This is a genomic window from Candidatus Yanofskybacteria bacterium (assembly GCA_016181175.1).
Classification (GTDB): domain Bacteria; phylum Patescibacteriota; class Minisyncoccia; order 2-02-FULL-40-12; family IGHO2-01-FULL-4-A; genus 2-01-FULL-44-17.
Genome location: JACOZV010000001.1, coordinates 213,943 through 234,828 on the forward strand (window position 1 = coordinate 213,943; position 20,886 = coordinate 234,828).

General features: G+C 40.1%; 18 protein-coding genes. 13 read left to right on the plus strand and 5 right to left on the minus strand.

Annotated elements, in window-relative coordinates; all coding sequences use genetic code 11:
- Positions 1-5: 5 nt before the first annotated feature.
- Genes HYT61_01085 through HYT61_01105 form a run of 5 tightly spaced genes read left to right on the plus strand, consistent with a single transcriptional unit; the run spans position 6 to position 5,647 of the window.
- A complete protein-coding gene (locus tag HYT61_01085) occupies positions 6-1,130 on the plus strand; it encodes a glycosyltransferase family 4 protein (protein MBI2062817.1) in 1,125 nt (374 codons plus the stop codon).
- On the plus strand, positions 1,123-2,184 hold the full coding sequence (locus HYT61_01090; GenBank protein ID MBI2062818.1) for a glycosyltransferase family 4 protein: 1,062 nt from the start codon (positions 1,123-1,125) through the stop codon (positions 2,182-2,184). Before HYT61_01085 ends, HYT61_01090 begins: the two co-directional genes overlap by 8 nt.
- A 19-nt stretch (positions 2,185-2,203) precedes the next feature.
- Entirely contained in the window at positions 2,204-3,421 is a 1,218-nt protein-coding gene (locus tag HYT61_01095; protein MBI2062819.1) for a glycosyltransferase family 4 protein, read from the plus strand.
- Positions 3,421-4,512: an FAD-dependent oxidoreductase gene (locus tag HYT61_01100; protein MBI2062820.1), complete on the plus strand. Its 1,092-nt coding sequence runs from the start codon at positions 3,421-3,423 to the stop codon at positions 4,510-4,512. Before HYT61_01095 ends, HYT61_01100 begins: the two co-directional genes overlap by 1 nt.
- A 1-nt stretch (position 4,513) precedes the next feature.
- Positions 4,514-5,647, plus strand: coding sequence for a glycosyltransferase family 4 protein (locus tag HYT61_01105; protein MBI2062821.1), 1,134 nt, complete (start codon positions 4,514-4,516; stop codon positions 5,645-5,647).
- On the opposite strand, the gene HYT61_01110 is transcribed toward HYT61_01105, so the two are convergent.
- Positions 5,636-6,376 (minus strand): glycosyltransferase family 2 protein, encoded by a 741-nt coding sequence (locus tag HYT61_01110; protein ID MBI2062822.1) that lies wholly within the window; start codon positions 6,374-6,376, stop codon positions 5,636-5,638. The genes HYT61_01105 and HYT61_01110 overlap by 12 nt on opposite strands.
- Positions 6,377-6,429: 53 nt before the next feature.
- Between HYT61_01110 and rfbB the strand changes: the two genes are divergently transcribed.
- The 5 genes from rfbB (at position 6,430) to HYT61_01135 (ending at position 12,542) form a co-directional block, all read left to right on the plus strand.
- Positions 6,430-7,458, plus strand: coding sequence for a dTDP-glucose 4,6-dehydratase (gene rfbB / locus HYT61_01115; GenBank protein MBI2062823.1), 1,029 nt, complete (start codon positions 6,430-6,432; stop codon positions 7,456-7,458).
- Between the two features lie 35 nt (positions 7,459-7,493).
- A complete protein-coding gene (locus tag HYT61_01120) occupies positions 7,494-9,170 on the plus strand; it encodes a glycosyltransferase family 39 protein (protein MBI2062824.1) in 1,677 nt (558 codons plus the stop codon).
- A gap of 17 nt (positions 9,171-9,187) precedes the next feature.
- Complete coding sequence (locus tag HYT61_01125) at positions 9,188-10,003, plus strand: ABC transporter permease (GenBank protein MBI2062825.1); 816 nt, start codon at positions 9,188-9,190, stop codon at positions 10,001-10,003.
- A 127-nt stretch (positions 10,004-10,130) separates the two neighbouring features.
- Positions 10,131-11,387 (plus strand): ABC transporter ATP-binding protein, encoded by a 1,257-nt coding sequence (locus HYT61_01130; protein MBI2062826.1) that lies wholly within the window; start codon positions 10,131-10,133, stop codon positions 11,385-11,387.
- A gap of 114 nt (positions 11,388-11,501) precedes the next feature.
- Positions 11,502-12,542 carry an N-acetylneuraminate synthase family protein gene (locus HYT61_01135; protein ID MBI2062827.1) on the plus strand — a complete coding sequence of 347 codons (1,041 nt, stop codon included), beginning with the start codon at positions 11,502-11,504 and terminating at the stop codon, positions 12,540-12,542.
- Between the two features lie 27 nt (positions 12,543-12,569).
- On the opposite strand, the gene HYT61_01140 is transcribed toward HYT61_01135, so the two are convergent.
- The 3 genes from HYT61_01140 to HYT61_01150 all read right to left on the minus strand — a co-directional run bounded on the left by HYT61_01140 (position 12,570) and on the right by HYT61_01150 (position 16,870).
- The gene (locus tag HYT61_01140; protein MBI2062828.1) at positions 12,570-14,027 is read right to left on the minus strand and encodes an aldehyde dehydrogenase; all 1,458 of its coding nucleotides are present in this window, start codon (positions 14,025-14,027) and stop codon (positions 12,570-12,572) included.
- A 91-nt stretch (positions 14,028-14,118) separates the two neighbouring features.
- Complete coding sequence (locus HYT61_01145; protein MBI2062829.1) at positions 14,119-16,026, minus strand: transketolase; 1,908 nt, start codon at positions 16,024-16,026, stop codon at positions 14,119-14,121.
- Between the two features lie 13 nt (positions 16,027-16,039).
- Entirely contained in the window at positions 16,040-16,870 is an 831-nt protein-coding gene (locus HYT61_01150; GenBank protein MBI2062830.1) for an SDR family oxidoreductase, read from the minus strand.
- Between the two features lie 113 nt (positions 16,871-16,983).
- Between HYT61_01150 and HYT61_01155 the strand changes: the two genes are divergently transcribed.
- The 3 genes from HYT61_01155 to HYT61_01165 are packed head-to-tail and all read left to right on the plus strand — an operon-like array spanning position 16,984 to position 19,845.
- Positions 16,984-17,736: an acylneuraminate cytidylyltransferase family protein gene (locus HYT61_01155; protein ID MBI2062831.1), complete on the plus strand. Its 753-nt coding sequence runs from the start codon at positions 16,984-16,986 to the stop codon at positions 17,734-17,736.
- Positions 17,737-17,741: 5 nt separating this feature from the next.
- Positions 17,742-19,073 (plus strand): hypothetical protein, encoded by a 1,332-nt coding sequence (locus tag HYT61_01160; protein ID MBI2062832.1) that lies wholly within the window; start codon positions 17,742-17,744, stop codon positions 19,071-19,073.
- Positions 19,066-19,845 (plus strand): hypothetical protein, encoded by a 780-nt coding sequence (locus HYT61_01165; protein ID MBI2062833.1) that lies wholly within the window; start codon positions 19,066-19,068, stop codon positions 19,843-19,845. The genes HYT61_01160 and HYT61_01165 overlap by 8 nt, the downstream gene beginning before the upstream one ends.
- 28 nt (positions 19,846-19,873) lie before the next feature.
- Here HYT61_01165 and HYT61_01170 read toward each other — a convergent pair whose 3' ends face one another.
- Positions 19,874-20,872: a Gfo/Idh/MocA family oxidoreductase gene (locus HYT61_01170; protein MBI2062834.1), complete on the minus strand. Its 999-nt coding sequence runs from the start codon at positions 20,870-20,872 to the stop codon at positions 19,874-19,876.
- Positions 20,873-20,886: the final 14 nt, after the last annotated feature.

Here is a 20,886-nt window from a genome sequence, read left to right on the forward strand (position 1 = left end):
ATTCTATGAAATTACTAATGATTTCGGGAGATCGTTCGTTGGTCGAGGGTAAACGCGGTGCGTTTTATAATATGCTGGAAGAGTTTCATAAATACTGGGAGAGAATTGACATAATAACGCCCAAGCCAAATTTAAAATTTAAAATTGAAAATTTAAAATTATTTGACAACGTCAAAATTCATTCTTCCCCGTGGTCACTGTGGTTGCAGTCGTGGTGGATTTTGAAAAAGGGTTACGAGATTTACAATGAACAAAAGTTTGATTTGGTAACCGTTCATGAATACCCCCCATTTTATAACGGTATAGGTGCGCGACTGCTTTGGAAAAAAACCCGTATTCCGTATGTTTTAGAAATACATCACATTCCTGGCCATCCGAAAGCAGCCAGTTTCAAAGAAATGGTTTATAAATTTGCTACGAGGTGTTTTATAAAATTTGATGCGGCTAAAGCCAAAGCAGTCCGTGTTGTCAACCAACACCAAGTCCCAGAGTTTTTGGTCAAATCCGGCGTGCCCGAAGAAAAAATTGTCCATGTGCCCTCGTTTTATATCGATCTGAACGTTTTTAAACCAGTGGGTATTCAAAAGCAATATGATCTGATTTTTATCGGCCGTTTGGTAGAAAACAAAGGAGCGGGCTTGCTATTGCAAGCAATGTCAAATATAAAAATCCAAATGCCAAATATAAAATTATTAATAGTGGGTACCGGACCATTATTAGAAAATTTAAAACTGAAAACTATGAACTATAAACTAGAAACTAATATTATTTTTCATGGTTGGGCCAGGGATTCTCAAGAAGTGGCCAGGTTGCTAAATCAATCCCACATTTTAGTTATGCCTTCATATAACGAAGGCGGTCCTCGCGTTGTATTGGAGGCAATGGCTTGCGGTGTGCCGGTTCTTGCCACACCCGTCGGTATCGTGCCGGACGTTATAAGGGACGACGAATCCGGTGGATTTATAAATTGGGATTCTTCAGATATTTCACAAAAAGCGCAGGAATTACTAGAAAACACCGTAAAATACCAAAAATATCGGTCCAACGGTTTGGAAATAGCCGGTCATTTTGAAAAACAGTCTGCCATTAAGAACTATGCCGAAAAACTACAAAAAATAACCCATGAGTAAACTACTAATTTTTGTAAATAAGTTTGATAAAAATGACGATTTGCTTGGTTTTTTTGTCGGCTGGGTTAATGAATTGGCTATGCGCCTGCCGGCGATTGTTGTGGTAACTCAATATCTTGGCGAATTTGACCATGCCGACAATTTAAGAGTTTTTTCTATAGAAAAAAAACAAAACCCAAATCCAGTTTCGCGCATCTTAAAATTTTGGTGTTTGCTTTGGCGATTAAGGCATGATTATGATGGTGTTTTTGTAATTATGGCGCCTTCATGGGTCATTGCGGCATCATTTTTGGTTAGAATTTTGAAAAAGAAATTGTATCTTTGGTATGCGGTTTGGCGTGGCAGTTGGAAATTACGGTTGGCTGAAAAATTGGTTGATAAAATTTTCTGTTCAGTGTCAGAGGCATTTCCTTTTAAAACCGATAAACTTATATCGATTGGGCAGGGGATAGACACTGACTTTTTTAAACCCGATGAAAATAAACGCAAGCCAAACAAAATTTTATATCTCGGACGCATATCGCCGATTAAAAAATTAGATATATTACTTGAAGCAATCTCGGAATTAAAAAAACACCAACTTGAACTATATAATAAAATAGAGGTGGAGATAGTGGGTGGCTCCAGTAACGCCAGCGATGAAGAATATATTAATTCTTTAAATAAACTAGCGTCAGATCTTGGCGTATCAGAAAAAATTAAATGGACCGGACGAATTCCTCACTCACAAACCGCAGCTTTTTTTCAGGAGGCCGATGCGGTGGTCAACATGACGCCGACCGGAAGCTTTGACAAGACAATGCTCGAGGCAATGTCATCTGGCGCTTTGTTGTTATCATCAAATCGTGCCTGGTTGAAGTTTTTTGATGACGAACTTCGGGAACAACTCTTGTTTGGCCAAGATGATCCACACGACTTAGCTAAAAAGTTGGTAAAAGTTTTAAATTTAGATGGGGAAATCAAGACCAGGCTTCGCCAAAAATTGCGGGATATAATAATTAGCCATCATTCACAAAAACAATGGGCGCAGAAATTAGTAGCAAGCATCAAGTAATAAGTAGTAAGTAGTAAGCATGAAAAAAATAAAGCCGATTATAATAACTGGGTTTCCATATGCTTTCCCTTATTATTTTAAGGTTTTTGAGTATTTGAAAAATAAAGATAATTTTGTTTTTGTTTTGCCAAAACTCTGGCTAGCCAAAGCCGGTAAAATAAGAATCAAACTTGAGCAAAAACCCGATTTCACCATTTATGGTTTGAAGTCAATGTCTTATGGTGGTCACTTGATAAGGGGTTTATTCAAGGGCTGGTTGCCCGGCATCTTTTTTTTATTGCCATATCTGAAAATAAAATATGATGCAAAAGTTCTTTATTCTTGTTCCGAGCCCAATCTGCTTACGACTTTATGTAACGGTATAATTGCAAAACTTTGCGGTTTGGAGCATATACTTTTTACTTGGCAAAACGTAGTGTCAGAAGATAGAATGACAGGGTTAAAACTCAAACTTTCCAATATGCTTGTGCGTCTTAATTTTTGGTTTGCGGACGGCGTGATTTGCGGTAACAAAAAAGCAGCTAAAATTATCGAAGAATTAAGAAGCAAGAAACACGAATTAAGAATTTTAGTTTCGCCAATTGCCGGAATAAATACGGAAAAATTTAGACCTTTAAGCAGGGCTGACATAATAAGTGACTGGCGACAAAAACTCGGCATTAAGTCGGATGAAAAGTTAATTTTATTCTACGGTGCCCTTGATAAACGCAAAGGCCTGAACGTTCTAATTGATGCTATAAAATTACTAGTTACTAATTACCAGTTGCCAGTTACTAAACTCATAATTGTCGGTACCGGTTCTGAAGAAGAAAGTTTAAAATTGCAAGTGAAAAGTTTAAAATTGCAAGATAAAATTATTTTTCTTGACTGGATGCCAAATGACCAATTGCCGGCTCTGCTGAATGTGTCCGACATCTTTGTCTATCCGAGCGTGCCATCTGGCGGCTGGGAAGAGCAATTCGGCTATGCTATGGCCGAAGCCAGTGCCTGTGGGATTCCGGTAGTGGCGACTAAAACAGGATCAATAGATGAGGTTGTTCAAGATGGAAAAAGCGGTTTGCTGGTTGAGCCGAATAATCCCGAACAGTTGGCGGTGGCAATTTACAAAATTTTAAAAGACGATGACTTTGCTAAACAGATGGGTGAATCGGGCAGGGAATATATTCTTAATAATTTTAGCCACAAAGTAATCGCTTCCAAAATAGAGGAATTTTTGCTAAGGTTTACAAACAAATAATGATGAAAAAGAAGCAAAATAACAGCCAAAAAGCCAAAATCGCCGTTGTGGGAGGTGGTATTTTTGGTGTAACAGCGGCGGTACGTCTTGCGAGAGCCGGTTTTAGCGTTGATCTTTTTGAAAGAGAAAAAGACATATTACAAGTGGCATCGGGAATTAATCAGTTTCGTTTGCATCGCGGTTACCACTATCCGCGCAGTTTAGACACCATGCGCAGTTGTTTGCGAGCCGAAGAGAGTTTTTTGAAAGAATATGGCAGTGCTACAATTGGCAGCGAGGAACATTATTATTGCATAGCCAAGGAGGGCAGTTTAGTTTCGGCCCAAGAACACAAAAATGTTTGCCAAAAATTAGATTTGAAATATATAGTAGCCAAGCCGGGCCTGGTCAACCATGAAAAACTCGAGTTGTCAGCCAAGGGAGAAGAAAAGAGAATTGATCCCACAGCTCTACGTAAAATTTGTTGGCAGAAGCTAAATAAAGCGGAGGTTAATGTGAGATTGGGCGAAGCGGCGAATCATAAAAATTTAAAAAAATATGATTTCACGGTTATTGCGACCTACGCGATGATTAATGAATTGCTTCCACAAGCCCACCGCAGAAATTATCAATTTGAACTTTGCGAGAAGCCAGTAGTGCGCTTGCCGCGAAAATTTAATCGCAAATGTTTTGTTGTTATGGACGGACCATTCATGTGCGTTGATCCCTTTAGTAAGACTGGCATGTTTTTATTGGGCAACGTGGTGCATGCCATACACCAAACCAATATCGGTCCGTACCCGAAGTTTGATCCGGTTTTCAAAAAACTTTTGAACAAAGGAATAATAAAAAATCCGCCAGTAACCAATTTCAGTAAATTTATTGAATCCGGGTCGGAATTTATACCCGATTTGTCTAAGGCAGAACATGTTGGTTCCATGTTTACTTTCCGCACAGTGTTGCCCCACAAAGAAAAAACCGATGAGAGGCCGACAGTTGTTTCAAGAATTGATCCCAAAACAATAACAATTTTTTCTGGCAAAATAGGTAATTGCGTGGAGGCGGCAGATGAAGTATTGGCCGCGGTGAATAAAAAGTTTAAAACACTATAAAATGGCCGTAAGACCGATAAAAATCGTCCTAGCTACAGGTATATTTTATCCCGATGTTGGCGGGCCGGCGATACATGTGCGTAAAATTGCTGAAGCGTTAGCAGGAAGAGGCCACCTGCCGGTAGTTATTGCCTATGGCGACTATGATGGTCCGGAACAATTTCCGTTTAAAGTTATCAGAATTTCTAATAAGTTATCGCCACTACCAAGACATCTTAAATACCTACTTGTCTTATTTAAACAGGCTTTTGGCGCAAAAACACTGTATGCTTTTAATTTGTCAACCGCCGGAATTCCTGTTTTTATCGTCGGTAAAGTATTGCGAAAAAAAATTATAATTCGCGTTCCGGGTGATCCAATTTGGGAACGCATAGTCGAGGGTGGCAAACGTCTGGTATCTTTTGTTAATTATTACAAACAAGGACTATATTTGATTGACAGGCCGTGGCTTTTCAAAACTATAAAATTCATCCTGCCGAAATTTGATAAAATAGTTTTTTATACGCCGTTTCTGTCGGAGATTTATCAGAAATATTACGATGTTCCAGCCGGCAAAATTACAATTATTCTCAATCCCGTTTTTAAGCGACAGCCGATTAGTTTTGAGTTAAGCAGCGAACCGACGGTTTTATTTGCCGGTCGCTTTGTGGCATATAAAAATCTAGAGCTAGTAATCAGGGCTTTTGACGGCGTATGGCGACAATTTAACAAGGGAAAGCTGGTGTTGATAGGCGAGGGGCCGGACAGGGAAAAGCTGGAAAAAGTTATCTCTAATTTACCCTCAGCCAACCACATCGATATAATTTCAAAAGTAAATCAGGATAAATTGTTTGAATACATTTCTTCTTCGTGGGTGGGCATTGGGCCGGCGCTTACCGAGTTTAACCCAAATTTTATTTTAGAGTGTTTATCGTTTGGTAAACCGGTGCTTTTAAGCCGTGAGAATGGGTTATTAGTCAAAATGCCGGAAGAATTTTTGTTTGATCCACAAAGTGAACAGGAGCTTCAATCAAAAATGAGCCAGTTTTTTAACGCGGAATTTTATAAGAGAGCCGAAACGATTGTGGCGGAAATGGCGTTAAACCAAACCTGGGATAAAGTGATAAATTCCCACCATGACATTTTAGAAGTTTGAGTTGTGATGGAAAAGTTTTTTCCACTGCCATTTCCACCAATAGATCCAAATAAAAACCCAGATACGAATAGCCCACTCAATAAGTTTGCCAAAGTGGGGGATTGTTCCTGAAATCCCAACCCGCTCACGGAATGTAACCGGTATCTCTACAAATGGGATTCTGTTTACAGCCGCAAGAAGCACAAGTTCAGTTGCAAAAAGTGAATTAGTAGTTTGGAATTGCGGTTCAAGTTTACGCAGAGCTTCTTTGCGGAAAAGTTTATAAGTGCAGCCAATATCAGTTAAGGTCGTGGTGGAGTAGATAATCTCTATAACTTTGGCGTAGATCACGTTGCTTAGTCTTCTTAATAGATTCATGGTTTTAGTATCAAATATGGTACTGCGATTGGTGCGTGATCCGACCACAATTGGGAAATCTCTTGCAAAAACCAAAAACCGTTCCAGGTCTTCTGCGGCGTAGGTATTATCAGCTTCACACAAAACAACATAATCGCCGCTGGCTTCCTTGATGCCCCGCCGGTAACCATAGCCGTATCCCTGTTTAGATTCATAGATAAGTCGTGACCTGGTTTTGCGGATTTCATCATCTGTTCCTGGTTCTGCATTATTATTAACCACTATTACTTCGTCAACACGTCCGGTATTAAAAAAATCGTCAGCCATCTTTCTAACTGAATTTTTTTCTTTGTAAGTTGAAATAACAACTGATATGGTTTTGTTCTGCCACATTAGCCAATTAAATCACAGATTGACTAAGATTTCCAGTATTTTATACTCCAATTGTGTTACGAAATAAAAATGCGTCCACAATTTTGGTTGCCGGCGGAGCCGGATTTATCGGCTCTAATTTTATTAGATATATTTTGGGTAAGTACCCGAAAATTAGGATAGTTAATTTAGACAAGCTGACTTATTCCGGCAACCCTGACAATCTCAAAGATGTTGTCAGTAACAGACGATATAAATTTATCAAAGGCGATATTGCCGAAAATGATTTGGTATACAAAGTTTTTAGAAACTATAAACCAAACTATGTAATAAATTTTGCCGCAGAAACTCATGTTGATCGCAGTATTCATGTTGGCGCCGGAGAGTTTATTTACGCCAACATCATAGGTGTTTTTAATTTTTTGGAGGCGGTCAAAAAATATGGTGTAAAAAACTATGTTCAGGTTTCCACCGATGAAGTTTTTGGCAGTTTGAGCCTTGGTTCTAAAAAAAAATTTAAAGAAAATACCGTGTTTTGCCCAAATGCTCCTTATTCTGCCACCAAGGCCGGCGGAGATTTGCTTTGCAACGCTTATTTTAAAACCTGGGGCGTGCCGGTTGTGGTTACCCATTGCTCCAATAATTACGGGCCATACCAGTATCCCGAAAAACTAATCCCATTTTTTATATTAAGAATGTTAGAGGACAAAAAACTGCCCCTTTACGGCGATGGCAGAAATGTACGCGACTGGATTTATGTTTTAGACCATTGCCGAGCGTTGGAACTCTGCTTATTTAAGGGCAAACCGGGTGAGGTTTACAATATTGGAGCCGACAACGAAATGAGCAACCGTGAAATTGCAAAATTAATTCTTGATTACTTTGGCCGTAACGAATCCAGGATTGAATTTGTGGCTGACCGTCCCGGCCACGATCGTCGTTACTCTGTTGATTCGTCTAAAATAAAAAGAGAGTTTGGCTGGAAACCAAAATATAATTTTAAGAAAGCATTTGCGACTACCATAAAATGGTATCTGGATAATCCCAAATGGATAGAACGAGTGCGCAAGAAGGCCGATGTTTTTAATCCGCATATTTTCTGATATAGTTTTAAAGGATGTCGCCAAACCGTTTTTATATGTTTTCCAAATTGTACAAAAAAATACCCCTGTTCCTGGTTATAATTTTTATATTATTTTTAGTTTTAAGAATTCCAGGTTTGGATTTGCCATACCATGAGGATGAACGGGTTTGGCCAGGACTTGGCAGCGCCGGTTTGGAGGGCTTGGGAGGATTTGTTCACCCACCATTTACCAATCTAGTTTTTATAGCGGCGGTAAGCACATTTGGCGAGGATCATTTGCGCTATTTGCCGTTTCTGTTCGGTATTATTAATTTTTGGCTGCTTTTTGCTTTAGTAAAACGTAGATTTTCCACAAAAGCCGCGTTTTGGAGCTCTTTATTTTTCAGCGCTGGTTTTTTTAGTGTCTTGGCTTCTTTAATGATAGATACTGACGGGCAGGTCTTGCCTTTCTTTTTTTTACTTTCAGCCACCTCCTATTTTAAATGGAGGGAAAGTGTAAATTTAAAAAATAAATTTATTTGGGGAGGCGTTTTAGCAGTTTCTATTTTTCTGGGGTCTCTAACTAAGGTAAGTTTTATTATTGCGTCTAGCGCCTTTGTTTTGGATTTTTTGTATTCACAAAAACACTCATTATCCCGTCAAAAGTTATCCAAGATTGTCTTAATAGTCGCTGGTCTGTTTGCCTTATTATTTTTACTGATTTTGGGAATTATGTATGTCTTGCCCAACGCTAACGTTTCAAGGCCGCTTTCTTATTGGAAACATTTTGTGGTTTTTTCCGGCAGGAATTATCTTCAGATTTCGATTCAATTTTTCAAGGCCCTACTATACAGTTCGCCGCTCCTGTTGTTGCCGCTTTTGTTTTTAACAAGGGATTTGGCAAGAAAGTTGCGTCTTTTTATAATTTTTCTTTTTCTTGGGCTAACTTTCTACTTGGTACTTTTTGACTTTTCATCTGGCGCGCTGGACCGTTATTTTCAATTCATGATTGTGCCGTTGTCCATTATTTCGGGTGTCGTCGTAAGCAACATTTTTGAAGGTAGCGGCGTCTATAATAAGCGGAGGGCCATTGTGTTCGGTTGTGCTATCGGATCGGCTTTGTTTTTTCTTCAGTTTTTGCCTCATTTCGTGCCGGCACTGTATCCCAAAACAGAATGGTTTAACCGCATTCTTAGCTTAAAGTGGGATTTTTTGTTTCCGTTCATCGGCGGTTCGGGTCCGATGGGTTTTTATGTTTCCTGGTTATTTATGGCACTTATTTGGTTAATAACCGCTGTTTTGGCAATCGCGGCTTTTAAAAATTTAAACTGGCGAAAACAGTTTTGGATAGTAATTATAATTCTTGGGCTTTTATATAACGGTATTTTTGTTGAAGAGTACTTATTTGGCAAAATCAACGGTAGCCCGGCCGTGGTATTGAAAAACGCTGTTGAGTTTATAAAAAACAATCCGGACATAAAAAGGGTGATTACTTATAACAATATCGGTTACCGCGAACTGTTAAAAATAGGCAAGTACGAAAGACGGCTTTACGCCGCACCTAAATTTGAATCAAGCTATACGGATATTCTTAAAAATTTTAAAAATCACTACTTAATAATTGAAATTCCCCGCTTGCATTCTGATAGCCCATATGTAAAGTATTTTTCTTCTTGTAAAACAGTTTATGAAGAATTTTCCGGCAAAATACCAGCTCGGATTTACGATTGCAGAAATGCCGTAAACATGTAAGCCTAGCAGTCATAAATATGGAAATAATCATAAAATCAAAAAAGAAATTTTCTTGGCGCGAAGTCGCTGAGATTTGGGATTACCGTGAGCTTCTCTATTTTTTTACATGGCGCGACATAAAGATTCGTTATAAACAAACGGCGATTGGTATTTTGTGGGCGCTTTTCCAGCCCTTTATTACGATGGTTATTTTTAGTATTTTTTTCGGCAACTTTGCCAAAATGCCCTCGGATGGAATTCCCTATCCCATATTTGTCTTTGTCGGTCTTCTTTTGTGGCAGTTTTTTTCTGCGTCTTTGTCTGGTGCCAGCAACAGTCTGGTCGGCAATCAGGGGATTATTACCAAGGTTTATTTTCCGCGCTTGCTCATGCCCATATCGTCTACGGTTACCCAATTCGTGGACTTTTTTATTGCTTCAGGGATGCTTGTAATTCTGATGATATATTACGGATATCTGCCAAACCTCGCAGGTCTTTTAATTTTGCCACTCCTACTATTAATCACTTTTTTGATTTCTGTCGGCGGAGGGATGATACTTGCGGCAATCAACGTTAAATATAGAGATGTGCGGTATGCACTCCCGTTCTTTATTCAAACACTGCTTTTCGTAACACCCGTTATTTACCCACCCAGCATTTTGCATAAGTATTCTTGGATACTTGCTGCTAATCCCATGACAGGAGTGATTAAAGCGGCCCGATCTGCAATTTTGGGCGGCTCACCAGTTAATTGGGCACTGCTTGCCATATCGGGAGCCGTTGGCGTGGCTATTTTTATGGTTGGGATTGTTATTTTCAGAAATACTGAAAAATATTTTGCCGATATCGTCTAATCCCGAACGAAGTAGCCCTGGCGGGCTAAACGAACGGGAATATCAAATACAAAATAACAGTAGTTCTGCGCCTGTAACTTATATTTATAGCTGCGCAGCAGCTACTTCGTACGGGATGAATTCACCAATTATTGAAATAAAAAACGTTTCCAAGAAGTATAATATCGCGCACCGTCAGCGCAGGTATCTTGCGTTGCGAGACATAATTGCATCTTTTTTTCGAAATCCTTTTCGTATTTTTGGGGGCGAAGAAAACTTTAAGAAAGGAGAATTCTGGGCATTAAAAGACATAAGTATCTCAATTAAAAAAGGTGAAATAGTGGGAATAATTGGAGCCAACGGCGCTGGCAAATCAACCCTTCTTAAGATTTTAAGCCGGATTACGCCGCCAACTAAAGGGGAAATAAGAATTGGAGGTAAGCTGGCTTCTCTGCTTGAGGTGGGAACTGGTTTTCATCCGGAGTTAACGGGCAGGGAAAACGTTTTTTTTGGCGGTGCAATTTTGGGCATGAAAAAAAAGGAAATCGAAGAAAAATTTGATAAAATTGTTTCTTTTGCCGGCGTGGAAAAATTCATTGATATACCGGTTAAACGTTATTCATCCGGCATGAGTGTCCGACTGGCTTTTTCGGTGGCAGCCCATATGGATCCGGACGTTTTGGTTGTTGACGAAGTTTTAGCTGTCGGCGATGCCGAATTTCAAAAAAAATCTTTAAGCAAGATGGAGGAAGTAACACAGCAGGAAGATAGGACTATTTTGTTTGTAAGTCACAACATGGAATCTATCTCTCGGCTTTGCAAAAGAGTCATTGTGCTTAAGGAGGGTGAAGTTGTGATTGACGCCGATGCTCATACAGCGATAGACCGTTATTTGCGGTCTGATCATAGGACAATTGGCAGACGAATCTGGGATAACCCCCTAACTGCGCCAGGCGACGAGTCTGTCAGGTTGCTTTCAATTGGCTTGGAGGGGGTTGGGGGAGACCAGAAGGACAGTTTTGAGTTGCAGGATGACATAGTAATAAAAATCAAGATTTCAGTGATTGACGAAATGACACCTATTACCCCATTTTTGTATTTATACAACGAGTCCGGAGAAGTATTGTTTTCAACTGCAGACGCGCTAAGTCAAAAGTACTCAAAGGGCGAGTATGAAAAAACAATTATTATTCCAAAAAATCTTTTGGTTGCCGGCATCTATCGTGTTGGATTTTTTATTTGGACCAAGGTTGTTAAGAAAATAAAGCACATTCATGAGGACAACCTACTGACATTTAAAATTTTTGAAGGCCCTATTCCCTCGGTTACACCTTTTTATACCTCTACTTACAACGGACTAATTAGGCCCAAGTTGGATTGGACAACAAAGGCCATTCATGATTAAAATCAGACTTTTACCACAAACTATTTTTAAAAGTCGTCAATCTTTACTCAATTAGGAGTTTGTTTTACGTTCTAATAATGATTTAGTTAGTTTTTTAAAAACGGAGTTCGGGTGATGGAACTTCTCATGGGAAATAGGATAATTAATGACCGCTCTCCCTGTTTTGTAATCGCGGAAATTGGCCATAACCACCAGGGTAGTTTGGAGATTTGCAAGCGAATGTTTGAGGCGGCAAAAAGTTGCGATGTGGACGCCGTAAAGTTGCAAAAAAGAAGCAACCGCGAGCTTTACACCGAACAATTTTACAATTCGCCGTATAATTCAGAAAATGCCTTTGGTCCGACCTATGGGTTGCACCGCGAAGCCCTGGAATTGAGCAATGCGGATTATTATGAGCTCAAGCAGTATGCCAAACAACTTGATTTGATTTTCTTCGCGACCGCTTTTGATTTTACAAGCGCAGATTTTTTACACGAGTTGGGTATGCCATGTTTTAAAATTGCTTCCGGCGATTTAACCAATACCCCACTGCTTAAGTATGTTGCTAGTTTTGGCAAACCGATGATAATCAGTACCGGTGCTGCGTTGATGGCAGATGTGGAAAGAGCCTTTGAAGCCGTTATCCCCATCAATAATCAAATAGCCCTGCTCCAGTGTACGGCGATTTATCCCACCGAGCCTGAAAAACTTGATTTGAACGTAATTGGGACATATTTAAGAAAATTTCCGAAAGCTATTATCGGACTGTCCGACCATTATAACGGCATTGCCCTTCCGGTTGCCGCCTACATTTTAGGGGCCAGAATTTTAGAGAAGCACTTTACGCTTAGCCATGCGACAAAAGGCACTGATCACGCTTTTTCCATTGAACCGACGGGCATGCGCAGATTGGTCCGCGATTTGAAGCGTACTTATGCCGCGCTTGGAGATGGCACTAAGAATTTTTATCCTGAAGAAAAACCGGCCCGTTTAAAAATGGGCAAGAAAATTGTTGCCGCCAAAAAGTTACAGGCGGGCCATATTATCGGTAGGGGTGATCTTAATTTCAAGTCGCCAGGTGATGGTCTTGAACCGTATTATGCCGAAGAATTTTATGGAAAAACATTGAAAGTTTCGCTTAAAAAAGATGAGGCCATAAGTTTTGAACACATTTAAAAAACCCCAAACGGGGTTTTGTTTTGTTTAAATTAAATTCAGATCGTATTTTTCGTAAATAGTTTGCCATTCCGAATAAGTATCAAGTGCTTGAGTGCCTGGTTCGCGCCGGCCGTTGCCGGAATCGCGCAGTCCGCCGAATGGCAGATGCGGTTCACTCCCGCAAGTCGGGCCGTTAATTGAGATCACACCCGCTCTATAATGATTTTTGAAATATTCTTTGCGGTTGATGCTATCAGTGTGAATGGCGCCCGTTAGGCCGAACTTAGAGTTATTGGCAAGTACCGTTGCTTCGGATAAATCTTTTACTCTAAATAAGCATGTTGCTGGTCCGAACAATTCTTTTTGGGAGATCTGCGTATTGGGTTTTGCTTCTTCAATAATCGTGGGTTCAATATAATAACCATTGGGAAATTCTGGATGGTTGAAATGTCGGCCACCGGTTAATATTTTAGCTTTTTCTTCCCAGGCAAGCTGTATATTTTGTAAAATTTGATCGTGCTGTTTTTGACTGATCACTGGTCCCAAATTATCTTTATCTGTGAACCCTATTTTTAGAGCCAAAGTTTTATCACACATTTTTTGTTTGAATTTTTCGTAAATTGAATCAAAGACAATAATCCTGCTTGCCGAAGCGCAGCGTTGGCCGGCATTGCTGAATGCCGAAAAAACAGCGCATTCAACCGCCCAATCAATATCAGCGTCATCGCAAACAACGAGAGGATTTTTACCGCCAAGTTCCAGACAAACTCTGGCAAGTCTTCTGCCGGCCATTTCGGCAATTTCCCGGCCCGCCGTTACTGAACCCGTAAAACTGACAAGGTTAACATCATTATTACTAACCAAGAATCTACCCGTTCGAATACCGCCTTGAATTACTGAAAAAACCCCCATTGGCAGTCCTGCTTCTTTTAATACCTTGGCGAACCATATGGCAGTATAGGGCGTATATTCCGATGGCTTCATAATCACCGTATTTCCACACAGCAATGCCGGAAACGCTTTCCAGGCCACATTAGCAATAGGTGTGTTAAAGGAGGTGATTAAAGCGCAAATTCCAATAGGTTGGCGTATGGTGTAGGCAAATCTGTCGGGTATCGCGCTTGTTGTTGTTTGGCCGTAAAATCGTCTGCCTTCACCGGCGATAAAGTAACCAAGCTCAATGGCGGCTTGTACTTCGCCGCTGGCATCTTTGGGTGACTTACCTGTTTCCAGCGCAACAATTTCAATTATTTCTTGTTTGCGAGACTCCATAAGCTGGGTTGCTGTTCTTAAAATTTCGCTCCTTTTAATGACGGATATGCGTGACCAATCTTCAAAAGCCGCTATTGCGGTCATAAAAATTATTTGATGTTCTTTGCCCTCAGCTACCAAACCCAGTTGAGATCCATTCGCTGGATTATATTTGGGTAAATATGTTTCTTCATCAGACAGGGCGACCTCATTATCGGCTATCCAATGGTGAATTTTTTCAGGATATTTCATTGATTTTACTCATTTTTTAAATGAACTTTTGCTAAACCGTACATTAATTTTTAAAAAAAGTAAAGGCAAACAAAAGCCCCCGGTAGGGAGCTTATTTTAATATTTTTTTAATTTTTTCCGCAATTGATAGTCCATCCAGTTGATGATATTGCAATACTTCATCATTCTGTCCGCAAGCTGGAATTTCTTTTAAGCCTAGATTTATAATCTTCGGTACCCCAATAAATGATCGTGCCACTTCAGCCGTAATTAGCGTGCCCAAACCGGAATTTATATAATGGTCGTCTATTGTAATCAAAGTTTCAAATTTAGATAATACTTTAACCAGCCATTCGGTGTCTACAAAGTTAAGCCACGGGAAATTATATACAGCGACACCCATGTACCCAATATCAAGTAGCCCGGCGGCACCCACTGCTTTTTCCAGCATAACCGGTCCGTAAGTAATCAACGCAACTTGCCCTCCATCGCGTAATCTCACGCCACAGCCCCTTTTCATTCTATAATTGCGTGGCAAGTTATAAGTTAATTTTCTTGGAATACTGACCAAACGCATGTAGGTACTCTCCCTGTTTTCTTCGACTGCCCAACGCAAAGCCAGGCGTGTTTCTTGTTCGTTGCATGGTTCTATCAAGGTCAGGCCAGGAATTGCGCTCAAACATGAAATATCGCGGACGGACTGGTGAGAGTGTCCGGGTGTTGCCGGTAACAATCCGGCCAGAGAGCCGACATAAATAATTTTCTTTTTCTCGGTAGCGTTGTTGTAAATCTGCTCGTTTGGTCTCGTTGACAAGAAACATGCAAAAGAATGGACAATCGGTAATTTATCGCGCAAAGCCAAACCGCCGGCAACAGAAACCATATCCTGTTCAGCGATGCCGCACTCAACAAACCTGTCAGGAAACTTGCTCTTAAATTTCAATAAACCGCAATCCTTTACCAAATCTGCGTCCAAAACGACGATGTCATTTCTTTCAGAGCCGAGTTTAGACAGTTCATCGCCATAAGCCGTTATCAAATTTTCCGGACTTGATAATGTGGCAACAATAGGCGATTTTTCAATAGCTTGTAATGCTAGTGGTGGCCTACCTATTTTTTGAAGTTTTTCATTTGCGTTTGCTAACAACTCATTTAATGCCGCTACATAATCTTCATCTGAGGGTGCGCCACTGTGATAATGGTACAAGCCGTCATCGCCAAGCCGTTCCATAAAAGAAACGCCTTTGCCTTTAACGGTTTGAGCTAAAATAATTTTTGGTCGCCCCATATTTCCTAAGCGATAAAAAGTATTTTGTAAACTTTCAAAATTATGGCCGTAGCAAGAAGTAACTTTCCAGCCGAACGATTCAAATTTATCTTTTATTTCACCTAGATTGCTTACTTCAGATACTTTTTTATCAGATTGAATTTGGTTCATGTCAGCAATAACTGTTATTTCACCAAAATATCCATTTGCCGTTGGTTGCAGAGATTCCCAAATCTGGCCTTCCTGCAGTTCACCATCGCCGGTTAAGACAAAAAATCTGCCCTGTTTTCCGTTTAATCTGTTAGCGATTGCCATTCCTCTGGCTTTAGATATGCCCATACCTAGAGAGCCGGTATTGGCCGCAATAAATGGTGTATTGATATCCGGGTGGCCGGGTAGTCCATTCAATCGGCGTAATTTGTGGATGTTGTCAAAATCTATTATTTCAAAAGCGGTTAAAATTGAATAAAGTGCTGGAGCATCATGGCCTTTTGAGGAAAAGAATGTGTCGGAATATGGCAACTCCGGTTGGTTGGCATTTATCATTTCCACAAGCCACAACCAGAGCATAATATCAATTGAACTGAAGCTTGTGCCTATGTGGCCTGAACCAGCGCGTTTTATCATATAAAGAATGTTTATTCGTAGCGCTTGGGATAATATTTCGCATAGAGTGATCCGATCGGTTGCAAGAAGCCTGATTCTACGCATTTCTTCGGGTGATACAAAATAGAGCTTATCATTTTCAATCATCGTCTCCCCTTTCTTAAAGAGCAGTTGAACCGCCATCAACTGAGAGAACGGCCCCTGTCATATATTTTGAAGCGTCTGATGCCAGGAAAAGTATTGCTCCGTCATAGTCATCAATCTTTGCCATTCGACCAAGCATTGTCCTTTGGTTGTATGCTTGGACGAATTCAGGATCTTGTTGGTTGTAAACTCCCCCTGGCGCAAGAGCATTTACCCTGATTCCCAGTGGAGCCGAGTATCCGGCTAACCACTTGGTGAACCCAATCATACCAGCTTTGGCCGCACAATAGGCGACTGGCTTATAAAAGTTTTCACCTTTTTTACGGCGATACTCGTATATTTTTTGGTTGGGAGCAACCAATCCAAGATCCGAAGAAATATTAATTATACTGCCATTGTTTAGCCCGGCTTTCCTGAAATTTCGTAGAAATTCCCGAGAAACAAGAAAAGCACCCTTGAGATGCGAATCAATAACAGCATCCCATGCTTCCTCGGAGTAATCTTCAAATGGTCCGTTTACATTGGATGACGCATCGGGAGTAGAATCAAGTCCCGCAGTATTTATCAGAATTGTTGGCGTACCCAGCAAAAGTTTTGTAATAGTAAAACCCTCCTCTACTCGTAATTCTTTGGTTATATCTATGCAAATATTTCTTGCCAATCCCATTTTTCGAAGATTATCAAACCAGCTTTCATTCGGTGTTTTCAGATCAAAGATCATTACTTTTGCACCAGCATGTGCCAATGTTTTTACAAATTGACTTCCTAACATACCTGAACCGCCGGTAACTATCGCGATCCTGTCGGTAAGATCAAATTTCGGACCAATATTACTTCTTTCTTCCATTTCTACCTCTCACTTTTAGTTGTTAAAGATGAACTAGGTTTACATGATATCGGACGTTAGGTCAACCCCTGATATTGAAAAATATTCTTATTTGTGATTAATTTACAAAGACAATGTCTTCAAAAACTCCAACTTGCTGGGCGTTGATTCCTGCCCGGGCGGGCTCTAAAAGGATACCGAATAAAAATGTTAAGTTGCTTGGCGGGCACCCTCTTTTGGCTTATACAATTCGGGCGGCGATTGATTCGGGAATATTCGCAAGAATCATTGTTTCCACCGATAGCCGCAAGATTGCCGATATTGCTAAAAAATATGGAGTGGAGGTTCCTTTTTTGCGTCCTGTTAAGTTTGCCGGAGACCATTCGCCAGACATGGAATGGGTCAAACATCTACTTGGTAAACTTTTTAAGGAAGGCGATACGGTCGATTGTTTTTCAATATTGCGTCCTACAAGCCCTTTTCGACAGCCGGAAACTATCAGACGGGCTTGGCGGCAATTTTTATCGGATAATCGAACTGATTCGTTGAGGGCTGTAGAAAAGTGCAAACAACATCCGGCAAAGATGTGGCGTGTTGACTTTGCAGCGAACCGGATGAAACCGGTGCTAGTTAATCCTGCCAAACACAAAGTGCCCTGGCACAGCATGCAATACCAGTCATTGCCGGAAATTTATGTTCAAAATGCCAGTCTTGAAATGACTTGGTGTAAAACTATTTTTGAAAAAAGCACCATAGCTGGTGATGCGATTATGCCGTTTTTTACCAAAGGCCATGAAGGTTTTGACATAAATACGCCGGAGGATTGGGTGGTAGCCGAACATATGATAAAAGAAAACCCAAACATATTAGCTAAAATAAACGTCTAAATAATATGGTTGATTTAGCAGTTAATTCTAAAATTTTGGTTGCCATTTCTACTCCGGAATATTATCGGAATTATATTTCTTCTCCCGCACTCGATAAGATAAAAGAGAGATGCGTTTTTATTGTACACGAAAAATTAATGGCCAAAAATTTTCCCGGCATAAAAAGAGAACAACTGATCCCATATCTTTATCCTGAACGACACAAATCCTGGTATCGCCATTTTTTCTACGTGGATGCATGGAGATACAGGCACAAAAGCAGTTCTTTTGCTTTTCGGTTTGAAATGTTGTCGGATAGGCGCCGTCAATTTTATTATAAGTTGGCTTCTTTGCCCGTGATTTATAACCTAGTTAAATTTTTTATTTTTAAAATTACTCGGGACAGAAATCTGGAAGCTATTATTGCCGGGATTAACCCTCAAATTATTCTTCTGCCGTCAGCCGGCTATGAAGGCCTGACATTTGAAATTATTGGAATAGCAAAAAAGAAAAAAATACCGACTTGTCTATTGGTAGACAATTGGGACAATTTAACAAGCAAAACCGTTCTTACCAGGAGACCGGATTATCTTGTGGTTTGGGGAAAGCAAGCTGTTGAAGCAGCCGTTCGCATTCACAACATTGAAAGAAATCGTGTTTTTCCGCTGGGAACCCCGCGTTTTATAGAATACTTGAACAGCGGGGGTCACGATTTATCCTCTCCGTATAATTTTAAGTATATTCTTTTTGCTGGAATTGCCGCGCCTTTTGATGAACTTTCTACGCTCCATAAACTGGAAAAAATAATAGACCGAAAGGGTATTGATATCAAAATTGTCTATCGTCCTCATCCTTGGAGAAAACACCGCAAATGTGCCGATACTTTTTTCGGATATGACTTTAAGCACATAATAATAGACGAACAGGCTAAACTTTATTATAAACGCGACGAAATGGACGAGTTCAATGATGTTTTTATGCCCGATTTGAAATATTATCCGAAACTCTTAGCCAACATGGAGTTTATGATTTGCCCTCTTTCTACAATGATGATTGAAGGCTTACTGTTTGGAAAAAAAGTTTTTGTGCCGGTTTATGATGACGGCGTACACTTTACCAACCCCAAAAATCTGCTTGCTCGCCATGAGCATTTCAAAGGGATTAACAAATTTAAAAACATTTATCTTGTTGACAAGCACGAGGACTTAGAAAAACTTTTCACGGAACCAGTTACGCAAATGTCAGAGGCCAACCATGTTAAAGATGCTGACATTTTTGATTTTATATCGGCCGACACCCCCAATTATCCACTAGAACTGGAAAAATTAGTCAACCGACTAACAAACAGCCATGTCTAAAAATAAAAAACCAAAATTCGGTCTTTTCATTACAGCCCGCGTTGATTCGTCGCGTTTGCCCAATAAAATGTTGTTGCCGATTAGGGGCAAGCCGGTAATTGAACACGACATAGTGCGGGCAAAACAGGCGCGCAATCCAGACATTATCATTCTTTGTACCACCAAAAGAAGTAAGGACGATATTCTAGTGGAACTTGCAAAAAAACATGGCATTGAATATTATCGCGGTTCGCTTTCAGATAAATTGGGCCGTTGGCTTAGCGCTGCAAAATCATTTGGCCTTGATTATTTTGTAGAGTATGACGGTGACGATCTTTTTTGCGATCCTGAACTGATTGATTTTGCTATCAAGCAGGTCGTGAAGAAACACTGTGATTTTTTGAAAGTTCCTGGTACCCTGGTTTGCGGCGGAGTAGGACCCTGTATGTCAGTGCCCGCTCTTAAAAAAGTATGTCAGATCAAGGCTACCGACGACACGGAAACCGTTTGGTGGAATTATTTTACTGATACCGGCTTATTCCAAGTGAGAGATTTAGAAGTAAAAGAGCGTGTATTTCACAACCCCAATATTCGTCTTACCCTTGATTATCAGGAGGACTTTGATTTTTTCAAGAAAGTTTTTGAAGAGTTGGATATTAAAGTCAACAAAGTTCCTCTCCGGCAAATTTTGCAGTTTTTAAATAAAAGACCGGAATTGGCTAAAATAAATTTTTTCCGCCAGCAAGATTTTGCGGATAATCAAAAAAAGAAAACCAAGCTGGTGTTAAAATGACCAGTAAAAAAGAGGCGGTTGACCTCTTTTATATTTTATATTGTTTAAATTCTGACATCTCAACAATTTTTTTTTGTTGTGAGCTTTGCCAGCAAGCTTCAATCACTGCAAGAGCATTTAATGCTTCCTGATAGCCGGTTTCAACATTTTCTTTTTTACCCTCAATAACGTCAAAAAATTCATTGATTTCTTCGGCTATTGTGTCAATTGGTTTTAAATCAACTCGTAAGGATGGGGATGGTATCCTATTTACATCCCTTCCTTTTCTTAGCCACATCTTATCGTCGGCAATATTTATGACGCCATCCGTTCCATAGATATTGAACACATCCACAGAGGGCATATTGTAATTGGCTTCAATGAGTGCGGTTGCACCTTTTTCTAAACAAAGCATTGTAGCATTGGAATCGGGTACCTCAGATAGTTTGGATATGTTCTTAAGCACCGATGAAACAGAATCAACTTTTCCTGTTAAGTAATGAACGGCTTCAATAAGGTGGATACCAACCGTGATCAGTGGTCCTTCTCTGTGGCGGGCTTTTTGGAAACGCCAATTTGATTGGTTCATTTGATAGGCGATTCCCTTGGAATCGTTGGCGTAGATGCTTACAACTTCACCAATAAGACCGTTGGATATTAATTCTTTGGCCATCCTGATTGTTGCTTCACGCCTTTTGTTGTGTCCGACCATGAACACTTTACCTTTTTGCATAAGAGTTCTTAGCGGCAATGCCTCATGGTAATAACCAGTGATCGGTTTTTCAACAAAAATATGTTTTCCTGCTTTTAAGCACTGTTCCAGGTAAACTGTGTGGCTGTCGTCCGGCGTGGTAATAAACACAATATCAATGTCAGGGTCTGCCAATGCCTCATTTAAATCCCAGCAAGCCCATATTCCGAAACGTTCTATTGCTTTGTTTTTGTCGGGGTAAAAATAGTATATTTCCACTCCCGGTTTGGCCAATACAACAAGGCCTATCTTTTGGGCAAAATTGCCAAATCCTATCCATAGTATTTTGTATTTCATGTGGTATTTCATGT